This is a genomic window from Xanthomonas sp. 3058 (assembly GCF_014199765.1).
In the GTDB taxonomy this organism is placed as follows: domain Bacteria; phylum Pseudomonadota; class Gammaproteobacteria; order Xanthomonadales; family Xanthomonadaceae; genus Xanthomonas; species Xanthomonas campestris_B.
Genome location: NZ_JACHOF010000006.1, coordinates 12,730 through 36,457, shown reverse-complemented (window position 1 = coordinate 36,457; position 23,728 = coordinate 12,730). Strand labels below are relative to the sequence as shown.

Genomic DNA, 23,728 nt, shown 5'->3' with positions numbered 1-23,728 from the left:
ATGAAAGACCTGCTCAACCTCTTCAATCAACAGCGCCAGACGCTGGATTTCGACGCGATCAAGATCGCGCTGGCCTCGCCTGACCTGATCCGTTCGTGGTCCTACGGCGAAGTGAAGAAGCCCGAAACCATCAACTACCGGACCTTCAAGCCCGAGCGTGACGGCCTGTTCTGCGCCGCGATCTTCGGACCGATCAAGGATTACGAGTGCCTGTGCGGCAAGTACAAGCGCATGAAGCACCGTGGCGTGGTCTGCGAAAAGTGCGGCACCGAGGTCACGCTGGCCAAGGTGCGTCGCGAGCGCATGGGTCACATCGACCTGGCCTCGCCGGTCGCGCACATCTGGTTCCTCAAGTCGCTGCCTTCGCGCATCGGCCTGATGCTGGACATGACCCTGCGTGATATCGAGCGCGTGCTGTACTTCGAAGCCTACGTGGTCACCGAGCCGGGTCTGACCCCGCTCGAGCGCCGCCAGCTGCTGACCGAAGAGCAGTACCTGACCGCACGCCAGGAATACAACGACGACTTCGACGCCGCCATGGGCGCCGAGGCCGTGTACGAGCTGCTGCGCACGATCGACCTGCAGTCGGAAATGACCCGCCTGCGCGAAGAAATCGCCAGCACCGGTTCGGAAACCAAGCTCAAGCGTCTGACCAAGCGCATCAAGTTGATCGAAGCCTTCCTGGAATCGGGTAACCGTCCGGAGTGGATGGTGATGACCGTGCTTCCCGTGCTGCCGCCGGACCTGCGTCCGCTGGTGCCGCTGGATGGTGGCCGCTTCGCGACCTCGGATCTGAACGATCTGTATCGCCGCGTGATCAACCGCAACAACCGCCTGCGTCGCCTGCTCGAGCTCAATGCGCCGGACATCATCGTGCGCAACGAAAAGCGCATGCTGCAGGAATCGGTCGATGCGCTGCTGGACAACGGCCGTCGCGGCCGTGCCATCACCGGCACCAACAAGCGTCCGCTGAAGTCGCTGGCCGACATGATCAAGGGCAAGCAGGGCCGGTTCCGTCAGAACCTGCTCGGCAAGCGCGTGGACTACTCCGGTCGTTCGGTCATCACCGTCGGTCCGTACCTCAAGCTGCACCAGTGCGGCCTGCCGAAGAAGATGGCGCTGGAGCTGTTCAAGCCGTTCGTGTTCGCCAAGCTGCAGCGTCGTGGCCTGGCCACCACCATCAAGGCCGCCAAGAAGCTGGTCGAGCGCGAAGAAGCCGAAGTCTGGGACATCCTGGAAGAAGTCATCCGCGAGCATCCGGTGCTGTTGAACCGTGCGCCGACCCTGCACCGTCTGGGCATCCAGGCGTTCGAGCCGGTGTTGATCGAAGGCAAGGCCATCCAGCTGCATCCGCTGGTGTGTACCGCCTTCAACGCCGACTTCGACGGTGACCAGATGGCCGTCCACGTGCCGCTCTCGCTGGAAGCCCAGCTGGAAGCGCGTGCGCTGATGATGTCCACCAACAACATCCTGTCGCCGGCCAACGGCGAGCCGATCATCGTGCCGTCGCAGGACGTGGTGTTGGGTCTGTACTACATGAGCCGCGCCCTGGAGAACAAGAAGGGCGAGGGCATGGTGTTTGCGAACACCAGCGAAGTGAAGCGCGCCTACGACAACCGCGTGGTGGAACTGCACGCCAAGGTCAAGGTCCGTATCACCCAGGTGGACGTCGACGCCGTCGATGGCAAGCGCACCAGCGGTACCTCGATCGTGGACACCACGGTCGGTCGTGCACTGCTGAGCGAAATCCTGCCCGAAGGCCTGCCGTTCCAGCTGGCCAACACCGAGATGACCAAGAAGAACATCTCGCGTCTGATCAACTCCAGCTACCGTCTGCTGGGCTTGAAGGACACCGTCGTGTTCGCCGACAAGCTGATGTACACCGGCTACGCCTACGCCACCCGCGCAGGCGTGTCGATCGGCATCGACGACATGCTGATCCCGGACGAGAAGAAGGGCATCCTCACCGAGGCCGAAGCCGAAGTGCTGGAAATCCAGGAGCAGTACCAGTCGGGCCTGGTCACCGCCGGCGAGCGCTACAACAAGGTCGTGGACATCTGGTCGCGCACCAGCGAGCGCATCGCCAAGGCGATGATGGACACCATCGGTACCGAGAAGGTCGAAAATGCCAAGGGCGAGACCATCGACCAGAAGTCGATGAATTCGCTCTACATCATGGCCGACTCCGGTGCGCGTGGTAGCCAGGCGCAGATCCGTCAGCTGGCCGGTATGCGCGGCCTGATGGCGCGTCCGGATGGCTCGATCATCGAGACGCCGATCAAGGCGAACTTCCGCGAAGGCCTGAACGTGCAGGAGTACTTCAACTCCACCCACGGTGCCCGTAAGGGTCTGGCCGATACCGCGTTGAAGACCGCGAACTCGGGTTACCTGACCCGTCGTCTGGTCGACGTCGCGCAGGACGTGGTGATCACCGAAGTCGATTGCGGCACCACCGAGGGGCTGATCATGACCCCGATCGTGGAAGGCGGCGATGTCGTGGAGCCGTTGAGGGAGCGCGTGCTGGGCCGTGTGGTGGCCGAGGACGTCTATCTGCCGGGCAACGACGAAGAGCCGATCGTCACCCGCAACACGCTGCTGGACGAAGCGTGGGTTGCCAAGCTGGAAGACGCCAGCGTGCAGTCGGTGAAGGTGCGTTCGACCATCAGCTGCGAATCCTCGTTCGGCGTGTGCGCACGTTGCTACGGTCGTGATCTCGCACGCGGTCACCAGGTCAACATCGGCGAAGCGGTCGGCGTCATCGCCGCGCAGTCGATCGGTGAGCCGGGTACCCAGCTGACCATGCGTACGTTCCACATCGGTGGTGCGGCATCGCGTGCGGCGGCAGTGGACAACATCACCGTCAAGACCACCGGTTCGGTGAAGTTCAACAACCTCAAGTCGGTGGCGCACGCCAGCGGCGCGTTGGTCGCTGTCTCGCGTTCGGGCGAACTGTCCGTGCTCGACGGCCATGGCCGCGAGCGCGAGCGTTACAAGCTGCCCTACGGTGCCACCATCACCGCCAAGGACGGCGATGCGGTCAAGGCTGGCCAGGGCGTGGCCAACTGGGATCCGCATAACCACCCGATCGTGTCGGAAGTGGCCGGTTTCATCCGCTTCATCGACTTCGTCGACGGCGTCACCGTCATCGAGAAGACCGACGAACTGACCGGTCTGGCCTCGCGCGAAATCACCGACCCGAAGCGTCGTGGTGCACAGGCCAAGGAACTGCGTCCGATCGTGCGCATCGTCGATGGCAAGGGCAATGACCTGACGATCCCGAACACGGATCTGCCGGCGCAGTACCTGCTGCCGCCGCGCTCCATCGTCAACCTGCAGGACGGCGCCGCCGTCGGCGTGGGCGACGTGGTTGCGAAGATCCCGCAGGAAGCGTCCAAGACCCGCGACATCACCGGTGGTCTGCCGCGCGTTGCCGACTTGTTCGAAGCACGCAAGCCGAAGGATCCTGCGATCCTGGCCGAGCGCTCGGGCATCATCAGCTTCGGTAAGGACACCAAGGGCAAGCAGCGCCTGATCATCAAGGACACCGACGGTTCGGAACACGAAGAGCTGATCCCGAAGTACCGCCAGATCATCGTGTTCGAAGGCGAGCACGTGACCAAGGGCGAGACCGTGGTGGACGGCGAGCCGAGCCCGCAGGACATCCTGCGTCTGCTGGGCGTCGAGCCGTTGGCCGCATATCTGGTCAAGGAAATCCAGGACGTGTATCGCTTGCAGGGCGTGAAGATCAACGACAAGCACATCGAAGTGATCACCCGTCAGATGCTGCGCAAGGTCGAGATCACCGACCAGGGCAACAGCAAGTTCCTCAACGGCGAGCAGGTCGAGCGCCAGCGCGTCATCGAGGAAAATGCACGTCTGACCACGCGTAGCGAGCTGCCGGCCAAGTACGATCCGGTGCTGCTGGGTATCACCAAGGCCTCGTTGGCGACCGAGTCGTTCATCTCGGCGGCCTCGTTCCAGGAGACCACCCGCGTGTTGACCGAGGCTGCCGTGCGCGGCACCCGCGACAACCTGCGCGGTCTGAAGGAAAACGTGATCGTGGGTCGTCTGATCCCGGCCGGTACCGGTCTGGCGTATCACGCCGGACGTCGCAAGTCCTCGGGTCTGACCGACTCGGAAATGGAAACGCTGTCGGGCAAGCCGACGGTGGCCGAACCGGTCGCAGCCGTGGCCGACGCTGGCGCGGACGAGGAGTAAGCGCTCCGACGGCGGTCGCAAGGCCGCCGTAAGCCAAGCGAAAAGGAGGGCAGGAGGCCCTCCGTTTTCCGGCCTTTGGATGGGCCAGCGGGTTAGATTTCCGTGAAGTTGACGGAGTTTTGTCCTGCCAGCTATACTTCCCTGTCTCGGCGGGCCGTTTTTCGGCCTGCCTTTGTTTTCGTGCAAGGCCGTCTGGCCTCCTATCAGAAGAATCAACTGATGACGACGATCAATCAGCTGGTCCGCAAGCCTCGGCAAGCGACCACCTACAAGAGTGCCTCCCCGGCACTGGACAAGTGTCCGCAGCGCCGCGGCGTCTGCACACGCGTCTATACCACTACCCCGAAGAAGCCGAACTCGGCCCTGCGTAAGGTTGCCAAAGTGCGCCTGACGAACCAGGAAGAGGTCATCAGCTACATCGGTGGTGAAGGCCACAACCTGCAGGAGCACTCCGTGGTCCTGATTCGCGGTGGCCGCGTCAAGGATCTTCCCGGTGTGCGTTATCACACCGTCCGTGGTTCGCTGGACGCCGCCGGCGTCGCAAAGCGCCGTCAAGGTCGTTCCAAGTACGGCGCCAAGCGCCCGAAGAGCTAAGGAAATACTCTAATGTCCCGTAAAGGTTCTACTCCGCAGCGCACCGTCCTGCCTGATCCAAAGCATGGCAGCGAAACCATTGCCCGCTTCATCAATATGGTGATGCAAAGTGGCAAGAAGTCGGTTGCTGAGAAAATTGTCTATGGCGCGATGGACGTCATTGGCGAAAAGAATCCGAATGCCGTCGAGCTGGTGCAGAAAGCACTGGACAACGTGGCCCCGGCTGTCGAAGTCAAATCGCGTCGCGTCGGTGGTGCTACCTATCAGGTGCCCGTCGAAGTGCGCTCCTCCCGTCGCATGGCGCTGGCAATGCGCTGGTTGATCGATTCCGCGCGTAAGCGTGGCGAGAACACCATGCCGCGCAAGCTGGCTGCAGAACTGTTGGACGCCTCGGAAAGCCGTGGCGGCGCGATCAAGAAGCGCGAAGAGACGCACCGTATGGCGGAGGCGAACAAGGCGTTCGCACACTACCGCTGGTGACCTCGGGGGCCTTGGTAACGGGGCCCTTCAGCACCATTTGAGTGCTGTTTGCGACGCGTTTTCGCGTCGCATCCAAATCCGAAGGCCGCCGAAAGGCGGCGTTCGGCCATCCGAAATCCAAGAAATTGAGAGGCTCCCCGTGGCCCGCACCACCCCTATCGAGCGTTACCGCAACTTCGGCATCATGGCCCACATCGATGCTGGCAAGACCACCACTTCCGAACGCATCCTGTTCTACACCGGTGTCAGTCACAAGATCGGCGAAGTCCATGACGGCGCTGCAGTGATGGACTGGATGGAGCAGGAGCAGGAGCGTGGGATCACCATTACCTCCGCTGCCACCACTGCGTTCTGGTCGGGCATGGACAAGTCCATGCAGCAGCACCGCTTCAACATCATCGACACCCCCGGGCACGTCGACTTCACCATCGAAGTGGAGCGCTCCTTGCGCGTGCTCGATGGTGCGGTGTTCGTGCTGTGTGCCGTCGGTGGCGTGCAGCCGCAGTCCGAGACCGTGTGGCGCCAGGCCAACAAGTATTCCGTGCCGCGCATGGCCTTCGTCAACAAGATGGACCGTACCGGTGCCAACTTCGACAAGGTCGTTGAGCAGCTGAAGGCCCGTCTGGGTGCCTACGCCGTGCCGATGCAGGTGCCGATCGGCGCCGAAGACGGTTTCGAGGGCGTGGTCGACCTGCTCAAGATGAAGGCGATCCATTGGGATACCGCCTCGCAGGGCACCACCTTCGAATACCGCGACATCCCGGCCGATCTGGTCGAGATCGCGACCGAGGCGCGTTCGTTCATGGTGGAAGCGGCTGCAGAAGCCAGCGAAGACCTGATGGACAAGTACCTCAACGAAGGCGACCTGAGCGAAGAAGAGATCCTGGTGGGTCTGCGCGAGCGCACCCTGAAGGTCGAGATCGTGCCGGTGTTCTGTGGCTCGGCGTTCAAGAACAAGGGCGTGCAGGCCATGCTCGACGGCGTCGTGCACCTGCTGCCGTCGCCGGCCGACCGTCCGCCGGTCGCGGGTATCGACGAAGACGAGAAGGAAGACACTCGCGCTGCGACCGACACCGCACCGTTCTCGGCGCTGGCGTTCAAGATCATGACCGACCCGTTCGTGGGTTCGCTGACGTTCTTCCGTGTCTATTCGGGCACGTTGAACTCCGGCGACCAGGTCTACAACCCGGTCAAGTCGAAGAAAGAGCGCGTGGGCCGCATCCTGCAGATGCACTCCAACAATCGCGAAGAGATCAAGGAAGTGCGCGCTGGCGACATCGCCGCTGCCGTGGGTCTGAAGGACGTCACCACCGGTGACACGCTGTGTGCGCAGGACAAGATCATCACCCTGGAGCGCATGATCTTCCCGGAACCGGTGATCTCGATGGCGGTGGAGCCGAAGACCAAGTCGGACCAGGAAAAGATGGGCATGGCCCTGGGTCGTCTGGCGCAGGAAGATCCCTCGTTCCGCGTCAAGACCGACGAAGAATCCGGCCAGACCATCATCTCGGGCATGGGCGAGTTGCACCTGGACATCATCGTCGACCGCATGCGTCGCGAGTTCAATGTCGAGGCCAACGTCGGCAAGCCGCAGGTGGCCTACCGCGAAACGATCCGCAAGTCCGACGTCAAGTCCGACTACAAGCACGCCAAGCAGTCCGGTGGTAAGGGTCAGTACGGTCACGTGGTGATCGAGCTGTCGCCGATGAGCGAAGAAGATCGCAAGAGCGACAACGTCAAGGACGATTTCCTCTTCATCAACGACATCACCGGCGGCATCATCCCGAAGGAATTCATCCCCTCGGTCGAAAAGGGTCTGCGCGAAACGATCACCAGTGGTCCGATCGCCGGCTTCCCGGTGGTGGGCGTGAAGGTCAAGCTGGTGTTCGGTTCGTACCACGACGTCGACTCCTCGGAAATGGCGTTCAAGCTGGCCGCGTCGATGGCGTTCAAGCAGGGCTTTGCGAAAGCCAGCCCGGTGTTGCTGGAGCCGATCATGAAGGTCGAGATCGTCAGCCCGGAGGATTACCTGGGTGACGTGATGGGCGACGTAAGCCGCCGTCGTGGCGTGTTGCAGGGTCAGGACGACAGCCCGTCGGGCAAGATCATCAACGCGATGATCCCGCTGGGCGAAATGTTCGGTTACGCGACCTCGCTGCGCTCGATGAGCCAGGGCCGTGCGACGTTCTCGATGGAATTCGACCATTACGAAGAGGCACCGGCCAACATCGCCGACGCCGTCACCAAGAAGGGCTGAGTTCGCTCAGTCGCTTCTCACAAAATTTTTCAATTAGAGGTAGTTAGTCATGGCGAAAGCTAAATTTGAGCGCAAGAAGCCGCACGTGAACGTCGGCACCATTGGTCACGTTGACCATGGCAAGACCACGTTGACCGCCGCGCTGACCAAGATCGGTGCAGAGCGTTTCGGTGGCGAGTTCAAGGCGTACGACGCGATCGACGCGGCGCCGGAAGAGAAGGCGCGCGGCATCACGATCTCGACCGCACACGTCGAATACGAATCCGAGAACCGTCACTACGCGCACGTTGACTGCCCCGGCCACGCCGACTACGTCAAGAACATGATCACCGGTGCAGCGCAGATGGACGGCGCGATCCTGGTGTGTTCGGCCGCTGACGGCCCGATGCCGCAGACCCGCGAGCACATCCTGCTGTCGCGCCAGGTCGGCGTGCCGCACATCGTGGTGTTCCTGAACAAGGCTGACATGGTCGACGACGCCGAGCTGCTCGAGCTGGTCGAAATGGAAGTGCGCGAGCTGCTGAGCAAGTACGACTTCCCGGGCGATGACACCCCGATCATCCATGGTTCGGCCCGTCTGGCGCTGGATGGCGATCAGAGTGACATCGGTGTGCCGGCGATCCTGAAGCTGGTCGAAGCGCTCGACACCTTCATCCCGGAGCCGACCCGCGACGTCGATCGTCCGTTCCTGATGCCGGTCGAAGACGTGTTCTCGATCTCCGGCCGCGGCACCGTGGTGACCGGTCGTATCGAGCGCGGCATCATCAAGGTCGGCGACGAAATCGAAATCGTCGGTATTCGCGACACGCAGAAGACCACGGTCACCGGCGTGGAAATGTTCCGCAAGCTGCTGGACCAGGGCCAGGCAGGCGACAACGCCGGTCTGCTGCTGCGCGGCACCAAGCGTGACGACGTGGAGCGTGGCCAGGTGCTGTGCAAGCCGGGTTCGATCAAGCCGCATACCGAGTTCGAAGCCGAAGTCTATGTGCTGTCGAAGGACGAGGGTGGCCGTCATACCCCGTTCTTCAAGGGCTACCGTCCGCAGTTCTACTTCCGTACCACCGACATCACTGGCGCTTGCCAGTTGCCGGAAGGCGTGGAGATGGTGATGCCGGGCGACAACGTGAAGATGGTCGTGACCCTGATCAACCCGGTCGCGATGGACGAAGGTCTGCGCTTCGCCATCCGTGAAGGCGGTCGTACCGTCGGCGCCGGCGTGGTTGCCAAGATCATCAAGTAAGTAGCCTGCAGTTCGGCGACTTCGGTCGTCGACGCGGCAACAAGGGTCGGCGCAAGCCGGCCCTTTTTTTATGGAAGTCTTCATTGCGCTGCAGTGTTTCTGTGCGATGGGATTGATGGGTCAGGGTGCTTGCGCAGGGAAAACACCCTCGCTATAATGCGCGGCTCGGTGTCCCTGGGTAGGGCGCTGAGTTACAGCGAAAAGAACGGCAGGATGCCGCTCGTGTTCGCCAGACCGGGAAGGTCGCGTTGCTTGGAGCACTCAACAACTCATGCGTTGTTGACCGTGCTCTTGTTGCGCACTATACTTTTCCGTCTGGGCAGACCGGTTTACCGGTCTGCCTCAGTTTTTGGGCGGAGGAAGTGCCCTCGTCGGCAGGATGCGCGGCGATTTCATCTACGCAGGAATATCGGGGCAGGTATCCCAGAGGCCTTGCCCGTCGCTCTTTTAACGAAGGAAGCTTCCGTCATGTCGGAACAAAAGATCCGGATTCGGCTGAAGGCGTTCGATCATCGTTTGATCGACCGTTCGGCCAGCGAGATCGTCGAGACAGCCAAGCGGACCGGCGCGCAAGTGCGTGGCCCGATCCCACTGCCGACCAAGATTGAACGTTACACCATCCTCGTCTCCCCGCATGCCGACAAGGATGCGCGTGACCAGTATGAAACCCGCACGCACAAGCGTGTGCTCGATATCGTCGATCCCAACGACAAGACCGTGGACGCGCTGATGAAGCTCGAGCTCGCGGCTGGCGTCGACGTTCAGATCAAGTTGACCTGAGGACTACGACCATGACGAAGAAATATTCGTTGGGCTTCGTGGGCCGCAAGGCTGGTATGAGCCGCGTCTTCACTGAAGACGGCCGTGCAATACCAGTCACGCTGATCGAAGCAACTCCAAACCGCATCGCGCAGATCAAGACCGTCGAAGCCGACGGCTACAGCGCCGTGCAGATTACCGTTGGCGCGCGTCGCGCCGCACTGGTCAACAAGCCGGCCGCCGGTCACTTCGCCAAGGCGAAGGTCGAAGCGGGTCGTGGCTTGTGGGAATTCCGCGTTGAAGATGCGCAGCTCGGCGATTTCGCCGTCGGCGGCGAAATCAAGGCGGACATCTTCGAGGTCGGCCAGAAGGTCGACGTCCAGGGCGTCACCAAGGGTAAGGGTTTCCAGGGCACCATCAAGCGCTACAACTTCCGTATGGGCGATGCAACTCACGGTAACTCGCTGTCGCATCGCGCGCCGGGTTCGTTGGGTCAGCGCCAGACCCCGGGTCGCGTTTTCCCGGGTAAGAAGATGTCGGGCCACATGGGCGCCGTGCAGCAAAGCACGCAGAACCTGGAAGTGGTCAAGGTCGACGTCGAGCGTGGTCTGATTGCTATCCGCGGCGCCGTGCCTGGCGCAGCTGGTGGCGACGTGATCGTCCGTCCGGCGAGCAAGGCATAAGGGAGAGATGACGATGGAACTCGTTATCACGGGTAGCAACAACAAGGTCTCGGTCTCCGATGCCGTGTTCGGTCGCGAATTCAGCGAAGATCTGGTTCACCAGGTCGTCGTCGCTTATCGCAATGCCGGTCGCGCTGGTACCAAGGCACAGAAGACGCGTTCGGAAGTTGCGGGCACGACCAAGAAGTCGAAGAAGCAGAAGGGCGGCGGTGCGCGTCACGGCGCGCTGACGGCTCCGATCTTCGTCGGCGGCGGCGTGACCTTCGCGGCCAAGCCGCGCAGCTTCGAACAGAAAGTCAACCGCAAGATGTACCGTGCGGCCATCTGCGCGATCTTCTCTGAGCTTAATCGCCAGGGTCGCCTGATGATCGTCGATGCGTTCGACGTCGAAACCACCAAGACCCAGGGTCTGATCGAGAAGCTGAAGGGACTGGATGTGGGCAAGCGCCCGCTGATCGTCACCGAAGAAGCCTCCGAGCACCTGTATCTGTCCGCTCGCAATCTGCCGTATGTGCAGGTGCGTGATGTGCAGGGTCTGGATCCGGTCGCTCTGGTCGGGGCCGATACGGTCGTGATCACCGCCGATGCGGTCAAGAAGGTCGAGGAGTGGCTGGCATGAGCAGCAACGAAAAAATCTTCAGCGTGCTGCGTGCTCCGCGAGTCTCCGAAAAGACCGCGCGCCTGCAGGAAATCTCCAACCAGTATGTCTTCGAAGTTTCGAACGAAGCCACCAAGGCCGATGTAAAGGCCGCGGTTGAGCAGCTGTTCGACGTCAAGGTCAAGGCAGTCAACGTGGTCAACGTCAAGGGCAAGAGCAAGTCCTTCCGTAACCGTGCTGGCAGCCGTGGCAATTGGCGCAAGGCGTACGTCCGCCTGGTTGATGGTCAGTCCATCGACGTAACGGCCAAGGCCTGAGGTCCATCCCATGCCATTGATGAAGTTCAAACCCACCTCTCCCGGCCGTCGTTCCGCCGTGCGCGTGGTTACTCCCGATCTGCACAAGGGCGCACCGCACGCGGCGCTGCTCGATTCGCAGAGCAAGTCCGGTGGTCGTAACCACCATGGCCGCATCACCGTGCGTCACGTCGGTGGTGGCCACAAGCAGCACTACCGCATCATCGACTTCAAGCGCAACAAGGAAGGCATTCCGGCGCGTGTGGAGCGGATCGAATACGATCCGAACCGTACCGCCCATATCGCCCTGCTGTGCTACGTCGACGGCGAGCGTCGCTACATCATCGCCCCCAAGGGCCTGAAGGCTGGCGACCAGGTCATTGCCGGTGCCAACGCACCGATCAAGACCGGTAACACGCTGCCGCTGCGCAACATCCCGGTCGGTACGACGGTTCACGGTATCGAGCTGAAGCCGGGTAAGGGCGCTCAGATCGCACGTGCTGCCGGTGCAGCCGTCCAGCTGGTCGCTCGCGAAGGCATCTACGCCACGCTGCGTCTGCGCTCGGGCGAAATGCGCAAGGTGCCGGTCGAGTGCCGCGCCACCATCGGCGAAGTCGGCAACGACGAGCACAACCTCGAGAAGTTGGGCAAGGCCGGCGCCAAGCGCTGGCGCGGTGTTCGCCCGACCGTTCGCGGTGCGGCCATGAACCCGGTCGATCACCCGCACGGTGGTGGTGAAGCGAAGGCTGGTCAGGGTAATCCGCATCCGGTCACCCCGTGGGGTGTTCCGACCAAGGGTTACAAGACGCGCAAGAACAAGCGCACCCAGCAATTCATCGTCCGCGATCGTAGGGGCTAATCGACCATGGCACGTTCACTCAAGAAGGGCCCGTTCGTCGATCACCACCTTGCAAAGAAGGTGGAGTCCGCTGCGGGTAGCAAGAAGCCGATCAAGACCTGGTCGCGCCGTTCGATGATCCTGCCGGAAATGGTAGGCATCACCATCGCCGTGCATAACGGCAAGAACCACATTCCGGTGCTCGTCAACGAGAATATGGTCGGCCACAAGCTCGGCGAATTTGCCGTCACCCGGACCTTCAAGGGTCACGGTGGCGACAAGAAGTCGAGCAGGTAAGGAGAGATGACGATGGAAGCGAAAGCAATCCTGCGCACCGCGCGCATCTCCCCGCAGAAGGCCCGCCTGGTCGCTGACCAGGTGCGTGGTTTGTCCGCCGAGCGTGCGGTCAATCTGCTGAAGTTCTCGGACAAGAAGGCTGCACACCTGATCAAAAAGGTTGTGGAGTCGGCTATTGCCAATGCCGAGAACAATCAGGGCGCGGATGTCGACGAGCTGAAGGTCAAGACCATCATGGTTGATGAAGGTCCGTCCCTGAAGCGTTTCATGGCGCGGGCGAAAGGCCGCGGTACCCGCATCCTCAAGCGCACCAGTCACATCACTGTGATTGTTGGCGCCGCCAAGTAAGCGGAAAGGAAAAGACCATGGGTCATAAAGTTCATCCGACTGGAATCCGTCTTGGCATCGCCAAGGACTGGAATTCCAAGTGGTACGCAAACAAGGCCGACTTCGCCGGTTATCTGGCAGCCGACCTGAAAGTGCGTGAAATGCTGCGCAAGAAGCTCGCGCAGGCAGGTATCAGCAAGATCTTGATCGAGCGCCCTGCCAAAACCGCCCGCGTGACGATCCACACTGCCCGTCCGGGCGTTGTGATCGGCAAGCGTGGTGAGGACATCGAAAAGCTGCGCAAGGAAGTGAGCGAGATGATGGGCGTTCCCGCCCACATCAACGTCACCGAAGTGCGCAAGCCGGAGCTGGATGCGCAGCTGGTCGCCGAGTCGATCGCGCAGCAGCTCGAGCGTCGCATCATGTTCCGCCGTGCAATGAAGCGCTCGGTCGGCAACGCGATGCGCCTGGGTGCCCTGGGCATCAAGGTCAACGTGGCTGGCCGCCTCAACGGTGCAGAAATCGCCCGTTCGGAGTGGTACCGCGAAGGTCGCGTGCCGCTGCACACGCTACGTGCCGACATCGATTACGGTTTTGCCGAAGCGTCCACGACGTACGGCATCATCGGTATCAAGGTTTGGATCTATAAGGGCGAGGTCTTCGACTTCTCCCAGGTTGGCCAGGAGAAGCAGGACGACAGCCCGCGCAACGATCGTAACGATCGCGGCGACCGTGGTGACCGTCCTTCGCGCCCGGCTCGTGAAGCGAGGTAACGGCAATGTTGCAACCCAAGCGAACCAAATATCGCAAGATGCACAAGGGCCGCAATGACGGCCTGGCATGGAGCGGAAACGCCGTCAGCTTCGGCGAGTACGGTCTCAAGGCAACCGCGCACGGTCAGCTGACCGCGCGTCAGATTGAAGCAGCACGTCGCACGATCAGTCGCGTCGCCAAGAAGGGCGGCAAGATGTGGATCCGTGTGTTCCCCGACAAGCCGATCACCAAGAAGCCGATCGAAGTCCGCATGGGCTCCGGTAAGGGCAACGTGGAGTACTGGGTCGCGCAGATTCAGCCGGGCCGCATGATCTATGAAATCGAGGGTGTTCCCGAAGATGTCGCACGTGAGGCCTTCCGCCTTGCCGCCGCCAAGCTGTCGGTGACCACCACTTTCGTGACCCGGACGGTGCGCTGATGGATATCAAACAACTCCGCGAGAAGTCGGCTGACGAACTGAAGGCCCACCTGACCGATCTGCGTAAGGAGCAGTTCTCGCTCCGCATGCAGCAGGTCACCGGCCAGCTGCCGAAGACCCACGAAACCCGCCGGGTGCGCCGCGAGATTGCTCGCGTCAAGCACCTGCTCGGCAGCACCAAGTAAGGACGGCCGCGATGAGCGACAACAACGAAAAGCAAACGCTGCGCACGGTCGAAGGCCGTGTCGTCAGCAACAAGATGGACAAGACGGTCACCGTGTTGGTGGAGCGCCAGGTCAAGCACCCGTTGTACGGTAAGTACATCAAGCGCTCGTCCAAGCTCCACGCACACGATGCCGACAATGCCTGCAACGAAGGCGACGTCGTGCGTGTGACCGAGATTGCTCCGATGTCCAAGACCAAGAACTGGCGGGTGGTCGAAATCGTCACCCGTTCGGCCGAATAAGGGAGATCTGAATCATGATCCAGATGCAGAGCTACCTCGATGTCGCCGACAATTCGGGTGCCAAGGAAGTGATGTGCATCAAGGTGCTGGGCGGCTCAAAGCGCCGCTACGCACACATTGGCGACATCATCAAGGTGACCGTCAAGGACGCCATTCCGCGCGGTAAGGTCAAGAAAGGCGAAGTCTACGACGCCGTCGTGGTGCGTACCCGCAAGGGTGTGCGCCGTCCCGACGGTTCGCTGATCCGCTTCGACGGCAACGCCGCTGTGCTGTTGAACAATAAGCAGGAGCCGATCGGGACCCGCATCTTCGGGCCGGTGACGCGCGAGCTGCGTTCCGAGAAGTTCATGAAGATCGTCTCGCTCGCTCCCGAAGTGCTGTGAGCGGAGGACATACACATGGCTAACCGTATCAAGAAGGGCGACCAGGTCGTCATCAACACCGGCAAGGACAAGGGTAAGCAGGGTGAAGTGGTGCGTGTGGACGGCGATCGGGTGATCGTTTCCAACGCCAACATCATCAAGCGCCATACCAAGCCGAACCCGCAGGCGGGTGTCGCCGGCGGCGTGGTCGAGCGTGAAGCGTCGATCCATATCTCCAACGTCAATATCGTCAACCCGGCAACGGGCAAGGGCGAGCGCGTTGGCTTCAAGGTGCTGGAGGATGGACGCAAATTGCGTGTGTTCCGCTCCAGCGGTGAGGCGCTCGACGCCTGAGGAATGAGATCATGAACACTCGTCTCGAAAAGTTTTACAAGGAAAACGTGGTGCCGGCCCTGATGAAGGAATTCGGCTACACCAATCCGATGGAAGTGCCGAAGCTGGTCAAGGTCACGCTCAACATGGGCGTGGGCGAGGCGGCTACCAACAAGAAGATTCTGGAAAATGCGGTCGCCGACATGTCCAAGATCTCCGGCCAGAAGCCGGTGGTCACCAAGTCGCGCGTTTCGGTCGCATCGTTCAAGATTCGTGACGGTTGGCCGATCGGCTGCAAGACCACGTTGCGTCGCGCCAAGATGTACGAGTTTATGGATCGTCTGATCAACATCTCGTTGCCGCGCGTGCGCGACTTCCGTGGTGTTTCCGGTCGTTCCTTTGACGGTCGTGGCAACTTCAACATGGGTGTGAAGGAACAGATCATCTTCCCGGAAATCGATTTCGACGCTGTCGACGCGATCCGCGGTATGGATATCGCCATCACCACCACCGCCAAGACGGATGCGGAAGCGAAGGCGCTGCTGGCAGCGTTCAAGTTCCCGTTCCGTAACTGACCGTCGAGGACATCCGAAATGGCAAAGACCTCCATGATCCACCGCGACATCAAGCGTGCAAAGCTGGCGAAGAAATTCGCCGGCAAGCGTGATGCGCTGAAGAAGATCCTCTCCAGTCAGGATGCGTCCTACGAAGAGAAGATCGATGCATCGACCAAGTTGCAGAAGTTGCCGCGCGATTCGTCGCCGAGCCGTCACCGCAACCGTTGCGAGTTGTCCGGTCGTCCGCGCGGTGTCTACCGCAAGTTCGGTCTGGGTCGCAACATGCTGCGCAAGGCCACGATGAACGGCGACGTTCCGGGTCTGCGCAAGGCAAGCTGGTAACAGCATTGCCGGCCGTTCGCGGCCGGCTTGAACAGGATTGTTCTGTTCAACAAGGGAGTCCGACGCAAGTCGGGCTCTTTTGTCGTATACTTCCGCTTCTGTCTTGCCCGTACGGGCTCGGCATGGCGTCAAGGGTCCTGGCCCGTCCCCAGGAAAACACAAGATTTTCGCGAAAGCGGATATCGGTGCACTCAAAGGTACTCATATGAGCATGACTGATCCCATCGCCGACCTGCTGGTACGCATCAAGAATGCGGCCGCGGTTGGTAAGCAGACGGTGAAATTGCCGTCGTCCAAGATCAAGGTTGCGATCGCCCAAGTCCTGAAGGACGAGGGTTACATCACCGACCTGCGCGTTACGGCCACCGAAAACAACAAGTCGGAGCTGGAAATCGTGCTGAAGTATTTCGAAGGCCGTCCGGTCATCGAGACCCTGAAGCGTTTCTCGCGCTCGGGTCTGCGTCAGTACCGCGGCAAGACCGAGCTGCCCAAGGTCCTGGGTGGCCTGGGTATCGCCATCATCTCCACGTCGAAGGGCATCATGACCGATGCGCAGGCTCGCGAAGCCGGCGTTGGTGGTGAAGTTCTGTGCTTCGTGGCCTAAGGGAAGGAATCGAACATGTCCCGTGTAGCCAAGAAGCCTGTGTCCCTCCCGAAGGGTGTTGAGGTCAACGTCCAGCCCGAGCTGGTCAGCGTCAAGGGCCCGAAAGGCACCCTGACCCTGCCCAAGCCGGTTGGCGTCGAAATCGCCGTCGATGGCGGCGTCGCCACCCTGTCGGCCAACGATCCGTCGCAGATCGCCATCACCGGTACCGTGCGCGCCATCCTGGCCAATATGGTCAAGGGTGTCTCCGAAGGCTTCGAGCGCAAGCTGGAGCTGGTCGGCGTCGGTTACCGCGCTGCCATGCAGGGCAAGGATCTGAGCCTGGCGCTCGGTTTCTCGCACCCGCTGGTGTTCGTGGCGCCGGAAGGCATCACGCTGTCGACCCCGACCCAGACCGAAATCCTGGTGCAGGGTGCAGACAAACAGCGCGTCGGCGAAGTTGCCGCCAAGATTCGCGGTTTCCGTCCGCCGGAGCCCTACAAGGGCAAGGGTGTGAAGTACGCCGGTGAAGTCATCATTCGCAAGGAAGCCAAGAAGGCGTAAGGCAGGTCCCTCTGCTAGGAGCCCGGCCATCCATGGCCGGACTTTTCAATGCAAAAGCCTGTTTTCCTTCAGCTTTCGTAGGATAAATATCATGAGCATCAACAAGAACATTGCCCGTCTGCGTCGCGCCAAGTCCACCCGTGCGCACATCCGCGAACTGGGTGTCGCCCGTCTGTCGGTGCTGCGCACCGGCCAGCATCTGTATGCGCAGGTGTTCACTGCCGACGGCTCCAAGGTGATCGCTGCGGCGAACACGCTGCAGGCCGACGTCAAGGACGGCCTGAAGAACGGCAAGAACAGCGATGCGGCCGTCAAGGTCGGCAAGCTGATCGCCGAGCGCGCCAAGGCTGCGGGCATCGAGAAGGTCGCATTCGACCGCTCGGGCTACCGCTACCACGGCCGTATCAAGGCGCTGGCCGACGCAGCTCGCGAAGGCGGCCTGCAGTTCTAAGCACTGCTGCGGATGTGGCCTTCGGCCGCATCCGCAATCCCGCCGGCAGGGAGATGCCGGGCCGTCCCGTTCTTTTGCAACGGAGCCGGGAACACAGCGTGACTTCCCAACCATAAGCGGCTTCGAGCCGTACATACTCAATCAATCAAGGATTCAAAATGGCAGAAGAACGTGCACCGCGGGGTCGTGATCGCGACCGTAACCGCGAAGAGAAAGTCGACGATGGCATGATCGAAAAGCTGGTCGCGGTCAATCGCGTCAGCAAGACGGTCAAGGGCGGTCGCCAGTTCACCTTCACCGCGCTGACCGTGGTCGGCGATGGCTTGGGCAAGGTTGGTTTCGGGTATGGCAAGGCGCGCGAAGTGCCGGTCGCCATCCAGAAGTCGATGGAGCAGGCGCGCAAGAACCTGGCCACTGTCGATCTGAACAACGGCACCTTGTGGCATGCCGTCAAGTCGGGTCATGGCGCAGCACGCGTCTACATGCAGCCTGCGTCGGAAGGTACGGGCGTCATCGCAGGCGGCGCCATGCGCGCTGTGCTGGAAGCGGTTGGCGTGAAGAACGTGCTGGCCAAGGCCGTCGGTTCGCGTAACCCGATCAACCTGGTCCGTGCAACCCTGAAGGGTCTGTCGGAAGTGCAGTCGCCGTCGCGTGTTGCGGCCAAGCGCGGCAAGAAGGTGGAGGAGCTCAACCATGGCTAAGGACACTGGCAAGACTGTGAAGGTGCGCCTGGTGCGTGGCCTGCGTGGTACCCAGTCGCGTCACCGCCTGTCGGTGCATGCGTTGGGCCTGAATAAGATCAACGATGTGCGTGAACTCAAGGACAGCCCGCAGGTGCGTGGCCTGATCAATACGGTTCACTACCTCGTCAAGGTTGAGGACTAATCCCATGACTATGCATCTCAATGACCTCAAGCCCGCCGACGGCGCCCGTACCGAGCGCACCCGCGTCGGTCGTGGCATCGGCTCAGGCCTTGGCAAGACCTGCGGCCGCGGCCACAAGGGTTCGTTCGCGCGTAAGGGTGGCGGCAAGATCAAGGCCGGCTTCGAAGGCGGCCAGACCCCGATGCAGCGTCGTCTGCCGAAGATCGGTTTCCGTTCCAAGATGGCGCGTGACAGCGCAGAAGTGTTGTCCTACCAGCTGGACAAGCTGGAAGCCGGTGAGATCGACTTTGCAGCGCTGCGTGCGGCCAATCTGGTCCCGAGCCGCGCCAAGAAGGCGAAGATCGTGCTGAAGGGCGAGCTGAGCAAGAAGTTTGTGCTGAAGGGTGTCGCTGCAACTGCAGGCGCCAAGGCGGCAATCGAAGCTGCCGGCGGCAGCGTAGAGGAGTAATCGGCAGATGGCGCAGGCTGGCATTGGTAACCTCGGTGGCGGGCTCGGCAAGTTCACGGAACTTCGCCAGCGGCTACTGTTCGTCCTCGGGGCATTGATCGTCTACCGCATCGGCTGCTATGTGCCGGTGCCAGGCGTCAATCCCGATGCCATGCTTTCGTTGATGCAGGCGCAGGGCGGCGGCATCGTGGACATGTTCAACATGTTCTCGGGCGGCGCCCTGCACCGTTTCAGTATTTTTGCGTTGAATGTGATGCCGTATATCTCGGCGTCGATCGTGATCCAGTTGGCCACGCATATCTTTCCCGCCCTCAAGGCGATGCAGAAGGAAGGCGAGTCCGGCCGACGCAAGATCACCCAGTATTCGCGCATTGGTGCGGTGTTGTTGGCAGTGGTGCAGGGCGGCAGTATCGCGCTGGCACTGCAGAATCAGACCGCTCCGGGTGGCGCTCCGGTGGTGTATGCGCCGGGCATGGGCTTTGTGCTCACCGCAGTGATTGCATTGACCGCCGGCACCATCTTCTTGATGTGGGTGGGCGAGCAGGTCACCGAGCGCGGCATCGGTAACGGTGTGTCGCTGATCATCTTTGCAGGCATCGTGGCGGGTTTGCCGTCGGCGGCGATCCAGACCGTGGAGGCCTTCCGCGAAGGCAACCTGAGCTTCATTTCGCTATTGCTGATCGTCATCACCATCCTGGCGTTTACGCTGTTTGTGGTGTTTGTCGAGCGCGGGCAGCGGCGGATTACGGTCAACTACGCGCGCCGCCAGGGCGGTCGCAACGCGTACATGAACCAGACCTCGTTCCTGCCATTGAAGCTCAATATGGCCGGTGTGATTCCGCCGATCTTCGCCTCGAGCATCCTGGCCTTCCCGGCGACGTTGTCGATGTGGTCGGGTCAGGCAGCATCGGGCAGCGGCGTGGGGTCGTGGCTGCAGAAGATCGCCAATGCGCTTGGGCCGGGTGAGCCGGTGCACATGTTGGTGTTCGCGGCGCTGATTATCGGGTTTGCGTTCTTCTATACCGCGTTGGTCTTCAATTCGCAGGAAACAGCCGACAACCTCAAGAAGTCCGGGGCGCTGATCCCAGGCATCCGTCCGGGCAAGGCGACCGCCGATTACGTCGATGGCGTGCTGACGCGTCTGACGGCGGCCGGTTCGTTGTACCTGGTGATCGTCTGCCTGCTGCCGGAAATCATGCGTACGCAGCTGGGCACTTCGTTCCACTTCGGTGGTACGTCGCTGCTGATCGCCGTGGTGGTGGTGATGGACTTCATCGCGCAGATCCAGGCGCATCTGATGTCGCACCAGTATGAGAGCCTGCTGAAGAAGGCCAACCTGAAGGGCGGCTCGCGCGGCGGTCTCGCCCGCAGTTAAGTGGTACACTAGAGCTTCATTACGTGAAGACGGCCTGGTTCCCGGGCCACGATCTTCCGATCAGAAGGGCGGCTCGCGCGACGTCTCGCGCGCGGGTGTGACGAGGTGGTCCTGTGCGGGAGTAGTACAGGCGATTCGGAGAAGTTTTCTGGATCAACATCGTCCGGCGCCGGAGCGAGGGCACACTCCCCACGCCGGGTCCATGGAACTTTTTGGTTCCACGGGCTTCAAAGCAATCCGAGGCCTTGCTACAATTCCGAGTTCACTTTTGATCCATCCTGCCGGATGGCGCCTGGGCGCTGTCGGGCCATCACTCAGTTGGAGAATCGCGTCATGGCGCGTATTGCAGGCGTCAACCTGCCAGCCCAGAAGCACGTCTGGGTCGGGTTGCAAAGCATCTACGGCATCGGCCGTACCCGTTCGAAGAAGCTCTGCGAATCCGCAGGCGTTACCTCGACCACGAAGATTCGTGATCTGTCCGAACCCGAAATCGAGCGCCTGCGCGCCGAAGTCGGCAAGTATGTCGTCGAAGGCGACCTGCGCCGCGAAATCGGTATCGCGATCAAGCGACTGATGGACCTGGGCTGCTATCGCGGTCTGCGTCATCGCCGTGGTCTCCCGCTGCGTGGTCAGCGCACCCGTACCAACGCCCGCACCCGTAAGGGTCCGCGCAAGGCGATCAGGAAGTAAGGGATAGATCATGGCAAAGCCAGCAGAAAAGAAAACGAAGAAGAAGATCAAGCGCGTCATCACTGACGGCGTCGCCCACGTCCACGCTTCGTTCAACAACACCATCGTCACCATCACCGATCGCCAGGGCAATGCACTGTCGTGGGCTACGTCCGGCGGCGCCGGTTTCCGTGGTTCGCGTAAGTCGACCCCGTTCGCTGCTCAGGTTGCCGCCGAAAAGGCCGGCCGCGCTGCGCTCGACTACGGCGTGAAGTCGCTGGAAGTACGTATCAAGGGTCCGGGTCCGGGCCGTGAGTCGGCCGTGCGTTCGTTGAACAACGTGGGCTACAAGATCACCAACATCATCGACGTGACGCCAATCCCGCACAACGGGTGCCGTCCGCCGAAGAAGCGTCGCGTCTAAAGGGAGCGATAAGAAATGGCTCGTTATATCGGTCCTACCTGTAAGCTCGCCCGCCGCGAAGGCGCCGATCTTTCCCTCAAGAGCCCGGCGCGTGCGCTGGACTCCAAGTGCAAGCTTGAGCAGAAGCCCGGCCAACACGGCGCGGCGCGCAAAGGCAAGCTCTCCGACTATGCTACCCAGCTGCGTGAAAAGCAGAAGGTCAAGCGTATCTATGGTTTGCTGGAGCGTCAGTTCCGCAACTACTACAAGAAGGCCTCGACCAAGAAGGGCAACACCGGCGAGAACCTGCTGCAGTTGCTGGAAACCCGTCTGGACAACGTCTGCTATCGCATGGGCTTTGCGGTCACCCGTCCGGCCGCGCGCCAGCTGGTGTCGCACCGTGGCGTGCTGGTCAACGGCAAGTCGGTGAATCTGGCTTCGTACCAGATCAAGGCTGGCGATGCGATCACGCTGTCGGAAAAAGCACAGAAGCAGCTCCGCGTGCAGGAAGCCCTGACCGTGGCTGAGCAGCACGACATGACGCCGTCGTGGGTTGAAGTCGATTCGAAGAAGTTCAGCGGCGTGTTCAAGGCCGTGCCGGATCGCGCTGACCTGCCTTCGGATATCAACGAAGCGCTGATCGTCGAGTTGTATTCGAAGTAATTCACATTGGAGAGCCTCCGGCACCGCCGGAGGTTCGCAGGAGACCCCGCAACATGACGGTTACCGCCAACCAGGTTCTGCGCCCCCGTGGTCCGCAGATCGAACGTCTTACCGACAATCGCGCAAAGGTCGTGATCGAGCCCTTGGAGCGCGGTTACGGGCACACGCTGGGCAATGCCCTGCGTCGTGTGCTGTTGTCGTCGATCCCGGGTTTTGCGATCACCGAGGTCGAGATCGACGGCGTGCTGCACGAGTACACCACGGTCGAAGGGCTGCAGGAAGACGTGCTTGACGTCCTGCTCAACCTCAAAGACGTGGCGATTCGTATGCACAGTGGCGACAGCGCAACGCTGTCGTTGTCCAAGCAGGGTCCGGGGACGGTCACTGCGGCCGACATCAGGACCGATCACAACGTTGAGATCATCAACGGCGACCATGTGATCTGCCACCTGACCAAGGACACGGCGCTGAACATGCGCCTGAAGATCGAGCGTGGCTTCGGCTATCAGCCGGCTGCCGCACGTCGTCGTCCGGACGAAGAGACCCGTACCATCGGTCGTCTGATGCTGGATGCGTCGTTCTCGCCGGTGCGTCGCGTTGCCTACGCCGTGGAAGCTGCACGCGTTGAACAGCGTACCGACCTCGACAAGCTCGTCATCGACATCGAAACCAACGGCACGATCGATGCCGAGGAAGCCGTGCGCACCGCCGCCGACATCCTCAGCGATCAGCTGTCGGTGTTCGGCGATTTCACCCACCGCGATCGCGGTGCGGCCAAGCCGGCTGCCAGCGGCGTGGATCCGGTGCTGCTGCGCCCGATCGACGACCTCGAGCTGACCGTGCGTTCGGCCAACTGCCTCAAGGCCGAGAGCATCTACTACATCGGCGATCTGATCCAGAAGACCGAAGTGGAGCTGCTCAAGACCCCGAATCTTGGCAAGAAGTCGCTGACCGAAATCAAGGAAGTGCTGGCACAGCGCGGCCTTGCGCTGGGCATGAAGCTGGAGAACTGGCCGCCGGCCGGTGTCGCCCAGCACGGCATGCTTGGTTAATGTGTCAAGACATGGGCGTCTTCGGGCGCCCATGTTTGTTTTTTCTACATCGACGGGCCAAAGCCCGCGGTGACACCCGGTCAAAGGACGGCCGGCTCGGACCAACCGCAGTCCATTCAACAGCGCCAGGATGGCGACAACGTCTCTCAAGCAGTCTCAATATTCTTAGGAAATCACACTCATGCGTCACCAGAAATCCGGTCGTAAATTCAACCGCACCAGCGCGCACCGCGAAGCGATGTTCCGCAATATGGCCGCGTCGCTGTTCAAGCACGAGCTGATCAAGACCACCTTGCCGAAGGCCAAGGAACTGCGTCGCGTCGCCGAGCCGCTGATCACCATCGGCAAGGTCGATGGCGTGGCAAATCGTCGTCTGGCGTTCGCTCGCCTGCGCGACAAGGAAGCGGTGGGTAAGCTGTTCGTCGAACTGGGCCCGCGTTATGCGACCCGTCCCGGCGGCTACCTGCGCATCCTGAAGGCCGGCTTCCGTGCCGGCGACAATGCGCCGATGGCGTATGTCGAACTGGTCGACCGTCCGGTCGTCGCCGAGGAAGTGGCCGAGTAATCGGATCGCTCTTCGCAAAGATTCTTGAAAAGCCCGGCTTGCGCCGGGCTTTTTCATTGGCGGACGGAGCGAAGCGTGTCGAAGCAATCAGATAGCTACTGTGGCGTTGCAGGCCGACCACGTGAGACGTTTTGGCCGGCTGTTTCGTTCCGGGTTTTTTGCTGCGGAGCATCGCGAAGACACTGCCGATAGGCGCCGGACCTGGTGTGCTACGTGGTGTGCGACACCGCA

General features: G+C 61.3%; 32 protein-coding genes. All 32 read left to right on the top strand.

Features of this window, described 5'->3' with window-relative positions:
- Positions 1–4,218, top strand: coding sequence for a DNA-directed RNA polymerase subunit beta' (gene rpoC, locus GGR61_RS10025; protein WP_184409650.1), 4,218 nt, complete (start codon positions 1–3; stop codon positions 4,216–4,218).
- 219 nt (positions 4,219–4,437) lie between these two features.
- Entirely contained in the window at positions 4,438–4,812 is a 375-nt protein-coding gene (gene rpsL, locus GGR61_RS10020; protein WP_002811712.1) for a 30S ribosomal protein S12, read from the top strand.
- 12 nt (positions 4,813–4,824) lie between these two features.
- Positions 4,825–5,292 (top strand): 30S ribosomal protein S7, encoded by a 468-nt coding sequence (rpsG, locus tag GGR61_RS10015; protein WP_005993356.1) that lies wholly within the window; start codon positions 4,825–4,827, stop codon positions 5,290–5,292.
- Positions 5,293–5,431: 139 nt separating this feature from the next.
- On the top strand, positions 5,432–7,549 hold the full coding sequence (gene fusA, locus GGR61_RS10010) for an elongation factor G (protein ID WP_184621289.1): 2,118 nt from the start codon (positions 5,432–5,434) through the stop codon (positions 7,547–7,549).
- A 49-nt stretch (positions 7,550–7,598) separates the two neighbouring features.
- The gene (gene tuf / locus GGR61_RS10005) at positions 7,599–8,789 is read left to right on the top strand and encodes an elongation factor Tu (RefSeq protein WP_184621288.1); all 1,191 of its coding nucleotides are present in this window, start codon (positions 7,599–7,601) and stop codon (positions 8,787–8,789) included.
- Between the two features lie 468 nt (positions 8,790–9,257).
- Positions 9,258–9,569 (top strand): 30S ribosomal protein S10, encoded by a 312-nt coding sequence (gene rpsJ / locus GGR61_RS10000; protein ID WP_003486723.1) that lies wholly within the window; start codon positions 9,258–9,260, stop codon positions 9,567–9,569.
- An 11-nt stretch (positions 9,570–9,580) separates the two neighbouring features.
- Positions 9,581–10,231 carry a 50S ribosomal protein L3 gene (gene rplC / locus GGR61_RS09995; protein WP_184406854.1) on the top strand — a complete coding sequence of 217 codons (651 nt, stop codon included), beginning with the start codon at positions 9,581–9,583 and terminating at the stop codon, positions 10,229–10,231.
- Positions 10,232–10,244: 13 nt separating this feature from the next.
- Complete coding sequence (gene rplD / locus GGR61_RS09990) at positions 10,245–10,850, top strand: 50S ribosomal protein L4 (RefSeq protein ID WP_016900669.1); 606 nt, start codon at positions 10,245–10,247, stop codon at positions 10,848–10,850.
- Complete coding sequence (gene rplW / locus GGR61_RS09985; RefSeq protein WP_002811694.1) at positions 10,847–11,146, top strand: 50S ribosomal protein L23; 300 nt, start codon at positions 10,847–10,849, stop codon at positions 11,144–11,146. The genes rplD and rplW overlap by 4 nt, the downstream gene beginning before the upstream one ends.
- Before the next feature lie 10 nt (positions 11,147–11,156).
- Positions 11,157–11,984, top strand: coding sequence for a 50S ribosomal protein L2 (gene rplB, locus GGR61_RS09980; RefSeq protein WP_003486715.1), 828 nt, complete (start codon positions 11,157–11,159; stop codon positions 11,982–11,984).
- Between the two features lie 6 nt (positions 11,985–11,990).
- A complete protein-coding gene (gene rpsS, locus GGR61_RS09975; protein WP_005993369.1) occupies positions 11,991–12,260 on the top strand; it encodes a 30S ribosomal protein S19 in 270 nt (89 codons plus the stop codon).
- A gap of 12 nt (positions 12,261–12,272) precedes the next feature.
- Positions 12,273–12,608: a 50S ribosomal protein L22 gene (rplV, locus tag GGR61_RS09970; RefSeq protein WP_002811686.1), complete on the top strand. Its 336-nt coding sequence runs from the start codon at positions 12,273–12,275 to the stop codon at positions 12,606–12,608.
- 17 nt (positions 12,609–12,625) lie between these two features.
- On the top strand, positions 12,626–13,360 hold the full coding sequence (rpsC, locus tag GGR61_RS09965) for a 30S ribosomal protein S3 (RefSeq protein WP_184406855.1): 735 nt from the start codon (positions 12,626–12,628) through the stop codon (positions 13,358–13,360).
- Positions 13,361–13,365: 5 nt separating this feature from the next.
- Positions 13,366–13,779 (top strand): 50S ribosomal protein L16, encoded by a 414-nt coding sequence (rplP, locus tag GGR61_RS09960; RefSeq protein ID WP_184406856.1) that lies wholly within the window; start codon positions 13,366–13,368, stop codon positions 13,777–13,779.
- Positions 13,779–13,964, top strand: coding sequence for a 50S ribosomal protein L29 (rpmC, locus tag GGR61_RS09955; protein WP_003486703.1), 186 nt, complete (start codon positions 13,779–13,781; stop codon positions 13,962–13,964). The genes rplP and rpmC overlap by 1 nt, the downstream gene beginning before the upstream one ends.
- Positions 13,965–13,975: 11 nt before the next feature.
- Positions 13,976–14,245 carry a 30S ribosomal protein S17 gene (rpsQ, locus tag GGR61_RS09950; RefSeq protein ID WP_102252624.1) on the top strand — a complete coding sequence of 90 codons (270 nt, stop codon included), beginning with the start codon at positions 13,976–13,978 and terminating at the stop codon, positions 14,243–14,245.
- Positions 14,246–14,259: 14 nt separating this feature from the next.
- Positions 14,260–14,628, top strand: a complete 369-nt coding sequence (gene rplN / locus GGR61_RS09945; protein WP_003486699.1) for a 50S ribosomal protein L14 — start codon at positions 14,260–14,262, stop codon at positions 14,626–14,628.
- 15 nt (positions 14,629–14,643) lie between these two features.
- Positions 14,644–14,961 carry a 50S ribosomal protein L24 gene (gene rplX, locus GGR61_RS09940; protein ID WP_006450639.1) on the top strand — a complete coding sequence of 106 codons (318 nt, stop codon included), beginning with the start codon at positions 14,644–14,646 and terminating at the stop codon, positions 14,959–14,961.
- A gap of 11 nt (positions 14,962–14,972) precedes the next feature.
- Positions 14,973–15,515, top strand: a complete 543-nt coding sequence (gene rplE / locus GGR61_RS09935) for a 50S ribosomal protein L5 (RefSeq protein ID WP_184406857.1) — start codon at positions 14,973–14,975, stop codon at positions 15,513–15,515.
- 18 nt (positions 15,516–15,533) lie between these two features.
- Positions 15,534–15,839 carry a 30S ribosomal protein S14 gene (gene rpsN, locus GGR61_RS09930; RefSeq protein WP_005917137.1) on the top strand — a complete coding sequence of 102 codons (306 nt, stop codon included), beginning with the start codon at positions 15,534–15,536 and terminating at the stop codon, positions 15,837–15,839.
- Between the two features lie 205 nt (positions 15,840–16,044).
- Positions 16,045–16,443: a 30S ribosomal protein S8 gene (rpsH, locus tag GGR61_RS09925; protein ID WP_010371096.1), complete on the top strand. Its 399-nt coding sequence runs from the start codon at positions 16,045–16,047 to the stop codon at positions 16,441–16,443.
- A 15-nt stretch (positions 16,444–16,458) separates the two neighbouring features.
- Positions 16,459–16,986, top strand: coding sequence for a 50S ribosomal protein L6 (rplF, locus tag GGR61_RS09920; protein ID WP_184621287.1), 528 nt, complete (start codon positions 16,459–16,461; stop codon positions 16,984–16,986).
- A 91-nt stretch (positions 16,987–17,077) separates the two neighbouring features.
- Positions 17,078–17,437, top strand: a complete 360-nt coding sequence (rplR, locus tag GGR61_RS09915; RefSeq protein ID WP_005993383.1) for a 50S ribosomal protein L18 — start codon at positions 17,078–17,080, stop codon at positions 17,435–17,437.
- Between the two features lie 158 nt (positions 17,438–17,595).
- Complete coding sequence (gene rpsE / locus GGR61_RS09910; RefSeq protein ID WP_184406859.1) at positions 17,596–18,138, top strand: 30S ribosomal protein S5; 543 nt, start codon at positions 17,596–17,598, stop codon at positions 18,136–18,138.
- A complete protein-coding gene (rpmD, locus tag GGR61_RS09905; protein WP_006450646.1) occupies positions 18,131–18,322 on the top strand; it encodes a 50S ribosomal protein L30 in 192 nt (63 codons plus the stop codon). Before rpsE ends, rpmD begins: the two co-directional genes overlap by 8 nt.
- A 4-nt stretch (positions 18,323–18,326) precedes the next feature.
- Complete coding sequence (gene rplO, locus GGR61_RS09900) at positions 18,327–18,770, top strand: 50S ribosomal protein L15 (protein WP_012439114.1); 444 nt, start codon at positions 18,327–18,329, stop codon at positions 18,768–18,770.
- Positions 18,771–18,777: 7 nt separating this feature from the next.
- On the top strand, positions 18,778–20,145 hold the full coding sequence (gene secY / locus GGR61_RS09895; protein WP_016900648.1) for a preprotein translocase subunit SecY: 1,368 nt from the start codon (positions 18,778–18,780) through the stop codon (positions 20,143–20,145).
- Positions 20,146–20,478: 333 nt separating this feature from the next.
- The gene (gene rpsM, locus GGR61_RS09890) at positions 20,479–20,835 is read left to right on the top strand and encodes a 30S ribosomal protein S13 (protein ID WP_003486672.1); all 357 of its coding nucleotides are present in this window, start codon (positions 20,479–20,481) and stop codon (positions 20,833–20,835) included.
- Between the two features lie 10 nt (positions 20,836–20,845).
- Positions 20,846–21,238, top strand: a complete 393-nt coding sequence (gene rpsK, locus GGR61_RS09885; RefSeq protein ID WP_003486671.1) for a 30S ribosomal protein S11 — start codon at positions 20,846–20,848, stop codon at positions 21,236–21,238.
- Positions 21,239–21,253: 15 nt separating this feature from the next.
- Positions 21,254–21,880: a 30S ribosomal protein S4 gene (gene rpsD, locus GGR61_RS09880; protein ID WP_002811641.1), complete on the top strand. Its 627-nt coding sequence runs from the start codon at positions 21,254–21,256 to the stop codon at positions 21,878–21,880.
- A 53-nt stretch (positions 21,881–21,933) separates the two neighbouring features.
- Positions 21,934–22,932, top strand: coding sequence for a DNA-directed RNA polymerase subunit alpha (gene rpoA / locus GGR61_RS09875; protein WP_002811635.1), 999 nt, complete (start codon positions 21,934–21,936; stop codon positions 22,930–22,932).
- A gap of 181 nt (positions 22,933–23,113) precedes the next feature.
- Entirely contained in the window at positions 23,114–23,497 is a 384-nt protein-coding gene (rplQ, locus tag GGR61_RS09870; protein WP_003486665.1) for a 50S ribosomal protein L17, read from the top strand.
- Positions 23,498–23,728: the final 231 nt, after the last annotated feature.

Excerpts from the sequence above, each read along its gene's own strand:
- rpoC (WP_184409650.1), top strand. The coding sequence starts at position 1 with ATGAAAGACCTGCTCAACCTCTTCAATCAACAGCGCCAGACGCTGGAT.
- rpsL (WP_002811712.1), top strand. The coding sequence starts at position 4,438 with ATGACGACGATCAATCAGCTGGTCCGCAAGCCTCGGCAAGCGACCACC.
- rpsG (WP_005993356.1), top strand. The coding sequence starts at position 4,825 with ATGTCCCGTAAAGGTTCTACTCCGCAGCGCACCGTCCTGCCTGATCCA.
- tuf (WP_184621288.1), top strand. The coding sequence starts at position 7,599 with ATGGCGAAAGCTAAATTTGAGCGCAAGAAGCCGCACGTGAACGTCGGC.
- rpsJ (WP_003486723.1), top strand. The coding sequence starts at position 9,258 with ATGTCGGAACAAAAGATCCGGATTCGGCTGAAGGCGTTCGATCATCGT.
- rplC (WP_184406854.1), top strand. The coding sequence starts at position 9,581 with ATGACGAAGAAATATTCGTTGGGCTTCGTGGGCCGCAAGGCTGGTATG.
- rplD (WP_016900669.1), top strand. The coding sequence starts at position 10,245 with ATGGAACTCGTTATCACGGGTAGCAACAACAAGGTCTCGGTCTCCGAT.
- rplW (WP_002811694.1), top strand. The coding sequence starts at position 10,847 with ATGAGCAGCAACGAAAAAATCTTCAGCGTGCTGCGTGCTCCGCGAGTC.
- rplB (WP_003486715.1), top strand. The coding sequence starts at position 11,157 with ATGCCATTGATGAAGTTCAAACCCACCTCTCCCGGCCGTCGTTCCGCC.
- rpsS (WP_005993369.1), top strand. The coding sequence starts at position 11,991 with ATGGCACGTTCACTCAAGAAGGGCCCGTTCGTCGATCACCACCTTGCA.
- rplV (WP_002811686.1), top strand. The coding sequence starts at position 12,273 with ATGGAAGCGAAAGCAATCCTGCGCACCGCGCGCATCTCCCCGCAGAAG.
- rpsC (WP_184406855.1), top strand. The coding sequence starts at position 12,626 with ATGGGTCATAAAGTTCATCCGACTGGAATCCGTCTTGGCATCGCCAAG.
- rplP (WP_184406856.1), top strand. The coding sequence starts at position 13,366 with ATGTTGCAACCCAAGCGAACCAAATATCGCAAGATGCACAAGGGCCGC.
- rpmC (WP_003486703.1), top strand. The coding sequence starts at position 13,779 with ATGGATATCAAACAACTCCGCGAGAAGTCGGCTGACGAACTGAAGGCC.
- rpsQ (WP_102252624.1), top strand. The coding sequence starts at position 13,976 with ATGAGCGACAACAACGAAAAGCAAACGCTGCGCACGGTCGAAGGCCGT.
- rplN (WP_003486699.1), top strand. The coding sequence starts at position 14,260 with ATGATCCAGATGCAGAGCTACCTCGATGTCGCCGACAATTCGGGTGCC.
- rplX (WP_006450639.1), top strand. The coding sequence starts at position 14,644 with ATGGCTAACCGTATCAAGAAGGGCGACCAGGTCGTCATCAACACCGGC.
- rplE (WP_184406857.1), top strand. The coding sequence starts at position 14,973 with ATGAACACTCGTCTCGAAAAGTTTTACAAGGAAAACGTGGTGCCGGCC.
- rpsN (WP_005917137.1), top strand. The coding sequence starts at position 15,534 with ATGGCAAAGACCTCCATGATCCACCGCGACATCAAGCGTGCAAAGCTG.
- rpsH (WP_010371096.1), top strand. The coding sequence starts at position 16,045 with ATGAGCATGACTGATCCCATCGCCGACCTGCTGGTACGCATCAAGAAT.
- rplF (WP_184621287.1), top strand. The coding sequence starts at position 16,459 with ATGTCCCGTGTAGCCAAGAAGCCTGTGTCCCTCCCGAAGGGTGTTGAG.
- rplR (WP_005993383.1), top strand. The coding sequence starts at position 17,078 with ATGAGCATCAACAAGAACATTGCCCGTCTGCGTCGCGCCAAGTCCACC.
- rpsE (WP_184406859.1), top strand. The coding sequence starts at position 17,596 with ATGGCAGAAGAACGTGCACCGCGGGGTCGTGATCGCGACCGTAACCGC.
- rpmD (WP_006450646.1), top strand. The coding sequence starts at position 18,131 with ATGGCTAAGGACACTGGCAAGACTGTGAAGGTGCGCCTGGTGCGTGGC.
- rplO (WP_012439114.1), top strand. The coding sequence starts at position 18,327 with ATGACTATGCATCTCAATGACCTCAAGCCCGCCGACGGCGCCCGTACC.
- secY (WP_016900648.1), top strand. The coding sequence starts at position 18,778 with ATGGCGCAGGCTGGCATTGGTAACCTCGGTGGCGGGCTCGGCAAGTTC.
- rpsM (WP_003486672.1), top strand. The coding sequence starts at position 20,479 with ATGGCGCGTATTGCAGGCGTCAACCTGCCAGCCCAGAAGCACGTCTGG.
- rpsK (WP_003486671.1), top strand. The coding sequence starts at position 20,846 with ATGGCAAAGCCAGCAGAAAAGAAAACGAAGAAGAAGATCAAGCGCGTC.
- rpsD (WP_002811641.1), top strand. The coding sequence starts at position 21,254 with ATGGCTCGTTATATCGGTCCTACCTGTAAGCTCGCCCGCCGCGAAGGC.
- rpoA (WP_002811635.1), top strand. The coding sequence starts at position 21,934 with ATGACGGTTACCGCCAACCAGGTTCTGCGCCCCCGTGGTCCGCAGATC.
- rplQ (WP_003486665.1), top strand. The coding sequence starts at position 23,114 with ATGCGTCACCAGAAATCCGGTCGTAAATTCAACCGCACCAGCGCGCAC.